Raw genomic sequence first — 4,241 nt, 5'->3', positions numbered from 1 at the left:
GCATCGCCGTCCGCGGTGAGGCCCGCCTCGAAGTCGACCCCGAGATCGCCCGCATCGGCATCACCGTCGCCGCCCGCGGCACCGACCGCCGCACCGCCCTCGACGACCTCACCCGCCGCAACGCCACCGTCCTCGACCTCGTCAAAAGCTACGGCGAAGCAGTCGAACGCCTGGAGACCGGCGGCTTCTCCATCACCCCCGAACTCACCAAACACGGCCGCGGCGAACGCGTCCACCGCTACCACGGCAGAGTCAACGTCACCGCCGAACTCACCGACTTCACCGCCCTCGGCGAACTCACCACCCGCCTCGCCGACCTCGACCTCACCCGCGTCGACGGCCCCTGGTGGGCCCTGCGCCCCGACTCACCCGTCCACCGCCAGGCCCGCCAACAAGCCGTCCACGAAGCCGTCCAACGCGCCCGCGAATACGCCGAAGCACTGGGGACGACCCTCGCCGCCCTCGTCGAACTCGCCGACATCGGCGCCGAGAACGCCGAGACCTACGGCACCCCCCAGCGCCGTATGCGCTCCATGTCCCTCGCCGGCGCGGCCGCCGAGGACACCGCCGCCCCCCTCGACCTCGAACCCCAACGGCAACACGTCTACGCCCAGGTCAACGCACGCTTCACGATGGCACCCCCGCGCCTTTGACATGCATCCGCAATTCGACGATTCGAACGCTCATTGGAGCACCCCGCCGCACATTCAAGCCTTGTCAATAACCCTTCACCCAAAGGTTGTTGAGTAGTCATGCACGGCCAATTCCCTACCCGCCGGTAAGGCCTAGGCTCGAAACATGCGCCGAGCAAAAATCGTCTGTACATTGGGCCCCGCCACCGACTCGTACGACCAGATCAAAGCCCTGGTCGAAGCCGGAATGGACGTAGCCCGCTTCAACCTCAGCCACGGCACCCACGCCGAACACGAGGAGCGCTACCAGCGCGTCCGAAAGGCCTCCGAGGAGACCGGCCGCAGCGTCGGAATGCTCGCCGACCTTCAAGGCCCGAAGATCCGACTCGGCCGCTTCACCGAAGGACCCGTACTCCTTGAACGCGGAGACACCTTCACCATCACCGTCGAAGAAGGCGCCGAAGGCGACCGCCAGACCTGCGGCACCACCTACGCCGGCCTCGCCACCGACGTCACCACCGGCGAACGCATCCTCGTCGACGACGGCAAGGTCTGCCTCGAAGTCACCGCCGTCGACGGCCCCCGCGTCCACACCAAGGTCGTCGAAGGCGGCATGGTCTCCGACCACAAAGGCCTGAACCTCCCCGGAGTCGCCGTGTCCGTCCCGGCCCTCTCCGACAAGGATGAGGCCGACCTCCGCTGGGCCCTGCGCACCGGCTTCGACGTCATCGCCCTCTCCTTCGTCCGCAGCGGCAAGGACATCGACGACGTCCACCGCATCATGGACGAGGAAGGCCACCGCCTCCCCGTCATCGCCAAGGTCGAAAAACCCCAGGCGGTCGAGGCCATCGACGACATCGTCGCCGCCTTCGACGGCATCATGGTCGCCCGCGGCGACCTCGGCGTCGAAATGCCCCTCGAACAGGTCCCGATCGTCCAGAAGCGCGCCATCAAACTCGCCAAGCGCAACGCCAAACCGGTCATCGTCGCCACCCAGATGCTCGACTCGATGATCGAGAACTCCCGCCCCACGCGCGCGGAAGCCTCAGACGTCGCGAACGCCGTCATCGACGGCACGGACGCGGTGATGCTCTCCGGCGAGACCAGCGTCGGCAAATACCCCATCGCCACCGTCACCACCATGGCCCGCATCGTCGAAGCCGCCGAGGAGGACATCCTCGCCAAGGGCCTGCCCCCGCTGACCGAACGCAACAAGCCCCGCACCCAGGGCGGCGCCGTAGCCCGAGCGGCCGCCGAGATGGGCGACTTCCTCGGCGCGAAGTTCCTCGTCGCCTTCACCCAGTCCGGCGACACCGTCCGCCGCCTCTCCCGCTACCGCTCGCCCATCCCCGTCATGGCCTTCACCCCCGACCCGGCCACCCGCTCCCAGCTCAACCTCACCTGGGGCGTGGAGACCATCCTCGGCCCCCACGTCGACTCCACCGACGCCATGGTCGACCAGGTCGACGAACTCCTCCTCAAGTACGGCCGCTGCCAGAAAGGCGACATCGTCGTCATCACGGCCGGCTCCCCGCCCGGAGTCGCCGGCTCTACCAACCTCGTCCGCGTGCACCACGTAGGCGAGGACGACAGCCCCAAGTAGCCCTATGGCGTAACGATGTTGAAGTCCGCCACAGGAGTCACGATCACCGAGAACAACGTGGTCAGCAACGTGACATCCCCGGACACCTGAATCGCCCCCAACCCCTTCCCGGCCAACAGCTCCAACAACTGCACCCTGTTCATGGTGAGCGTCAGCCCGGCGGAGGGGCTGGGCGAGGCACCCGACGTACGCGTCAACACACCGTTCTTCAACCGCAGATGCCAGTACGTGGTGCTCTGCCCCGGCAGATACCAGTCGATGGCGAGATCGAGATCCCACGCCCTGGGCCCGTCGACCCGCACCGACATGGCATCGATGAGCTGACCGACGGAGAGAGCCGCTTTCACATCCGTACTGTCGGAGGTGGACGAAGGCGCCTTCACCCCCTCCCGCAACTCCATCGCACCCGTGAGATAGAAGTTCCGCCACACCGCGTTCTCCGTCGCGTACGCCAGCTTTTCATAGACCTGCGCGAGGAGTTCCTTGGGCTGCTTCCGATCGGGCTCGGCGAATACACAATGGTTGAGGAGAGTGGCGGCGAAACGGAGATCGCCGTCACGGACGAATGCCCGGGCTTTCGACAGGGCGGATTCCGGACCTCCCAACGCTTTGACATACCGCTTCGCCTCCGCGACCGGCGGATGCTCCCAAAGATGAGCCGGATTGGCGTCGAACCAGCCCATGTACCGCTGATAAACACCCTTCACGTTATGGCTGATCGACCCGTAATAACCCCGGTTCGCCCACACCTCCGCGAGCGCGGGCGGCAGTTGGAAATCCTCCGCGATTTCCCGGGCCGTGAGCCCCGAGTTGAGCATCCGCAAGGTCTGGTCATGCATGTACGCATACAAGTCCCGCTGCGCTTCGAGCAGCCCGACGATCTCATCGTTCCCCCACGTCGGCCAGTGATGCGAAGCGAACGCGACGTCCACCTGACCGTCGTAGAGCCCGATCGACTCGGTCAGATACGCCGCCCACTCCTTCGCGTCCCGGACCTGGGCGCCGCGCAGCGTGATGATGTTGTGCATCGTGTGCGTGGCGTTCTCGGCCATGCAGACGGCAAGGAGATCGGGGAACAGGAAGTTCATCTCGGCGGGCGCCTCCGTCCCCGGCGTCATCTGGAACTCCATGACGACACCGTCGACGGTGAGCCGTTGCCCGGTCGTCGAGACGTACCGGGTGGGTTCGAGAAGCCCGATCGTCCCTGTGGAGATGTTCTGCCCGAGCCCACAACCGACATGCGTGGCAGGGCCCTTGGGGAGTTGGGCGCCGTACATGTAGATGGAACGGCGGGTCATCGCCGTCCCTGCGTACACGTTCTCCGAGACCGCGTGCTCCATGAAACCCTCGGGCGCGATGATCGGCACGTCACCGGCACCGTTGGGGAGGACGCCACGGCAGCCGCCGTAGTGATCGACGTGCGGGTGCGTGTAGATGAGGCCGGTCACTTCTTTGTCGGCGACGTGGTCCCGGTACAACTGCAGTGCTGCGGCGGCGGTTTCGGCCGAGATCAGCGGGTCGATCACGATCACGCCGGTGTCGCCCTCGACGATCGTCATGTTGGAGAGGTCGAGTCCGCGGACCTGATAGATCCGGTCGGTTACCTTGAACAGCCCCTGTTTCCGGGTGAGTTGAGACATACGCCAGAGACTGGCGTTGACGCTCTTCGGAGCGTTGCCTTTGAGGAAGGCGTAGGCGTCGTTGTCCCAGACGACTTCTCCGGCCGCGTTCTTGACGACCCCGGGTTTCAGTTCGGCGATGAATCCCTTGTCGGCGGCTGCGAAGTCGTCTTTGTTCGAGAAGTTCATTTCATTCATGTTCGTGTGGTTTTGTTCCTGACTCAGGGCTACGGCGGAATCCGGGCTCATGGCTACGGCTGCCGCGGCGGCACCGGCGGCGGCCGCGACGAAACCTCGTCTGTTCAGGGGTGTCATGCGGCCGAACATCGCGGGTGGGGTTTGCGCGGGTCAACGGTCGTGCGGGGAATTGGGGCAGGTCACAAAGGG

Annotated in this window: 3 protein-coding genes; 2 read left to right on the top strand and 1 reads right to left on the bottom strand. The window is 65.6% G+C overall.

The features are described 5' to 3' along the window. Positions 1 to 2: 2 nt before the first annotated feature. Positions 3 to 653 (top strand): SIMPL domain-containing protein, encoded by a 651-nt coding sequence (locus AC31A1_RS47675; protein ID WP_489659314.1) that lies wholly within the window; start codon positions 3 to 5, stop codon positions 651 to 653. A gap of 145 nt (positions 654 to 798) precedes the next feature. Beyond that, on the top strand, positions 799 to 2,235 hold the full coding sequence (gene pyk, locus AC31A1_RS47670; protein ID WP_489659313.1) for a pyruvate kinase: 1,437 nt from the start codon (positions 799 to 801) through the stop codon (positions 2,233 to 2,235). Between the two features lie 2 nt (positions 2,236 to 2,237). On the opposite strand, the gene AC31A1_RS47665 is transcribed toward pyk, so the two are convergent. Further along, positions 2,238 to 4,181, bottom strand: a complete 1,944-nt coding sequence (locus tag AC31A1_RS47665; protein WP_489659312.1) for an alkyl/aryl-sulfatase — start codon at positions 4,179 to 4,181, stop codon at positions 2,238 to 2,240. Between the last annotated feature and the right edge of the window lie 60 nt (positions 4,182 to 4,241).

Source organism: Streptomyces sp. P5F9, from assembly GCF_057961495.1.
The sequence above is the reverse complement of the archived record's forward strand: the minus strand, read 5'-3'. Positions and strand labels throughout refer to the sequence as shown.

Coding starts and splice junctions, on each gene's coding strand:
- pyk (WP_489659313.1), top strand. CDS start 799: ATGCGCCGAGCAAAAATCGTCTGTACATTGGGCCCCGCCACCGACTCG.
- AC31A1_RS47665 (WP_489659312.1), bottom strand. CDS start 4,181: ATGTTCGGCCGCATGACACCCCTGAACAGACGAGGTTTCGTCGCGGCC.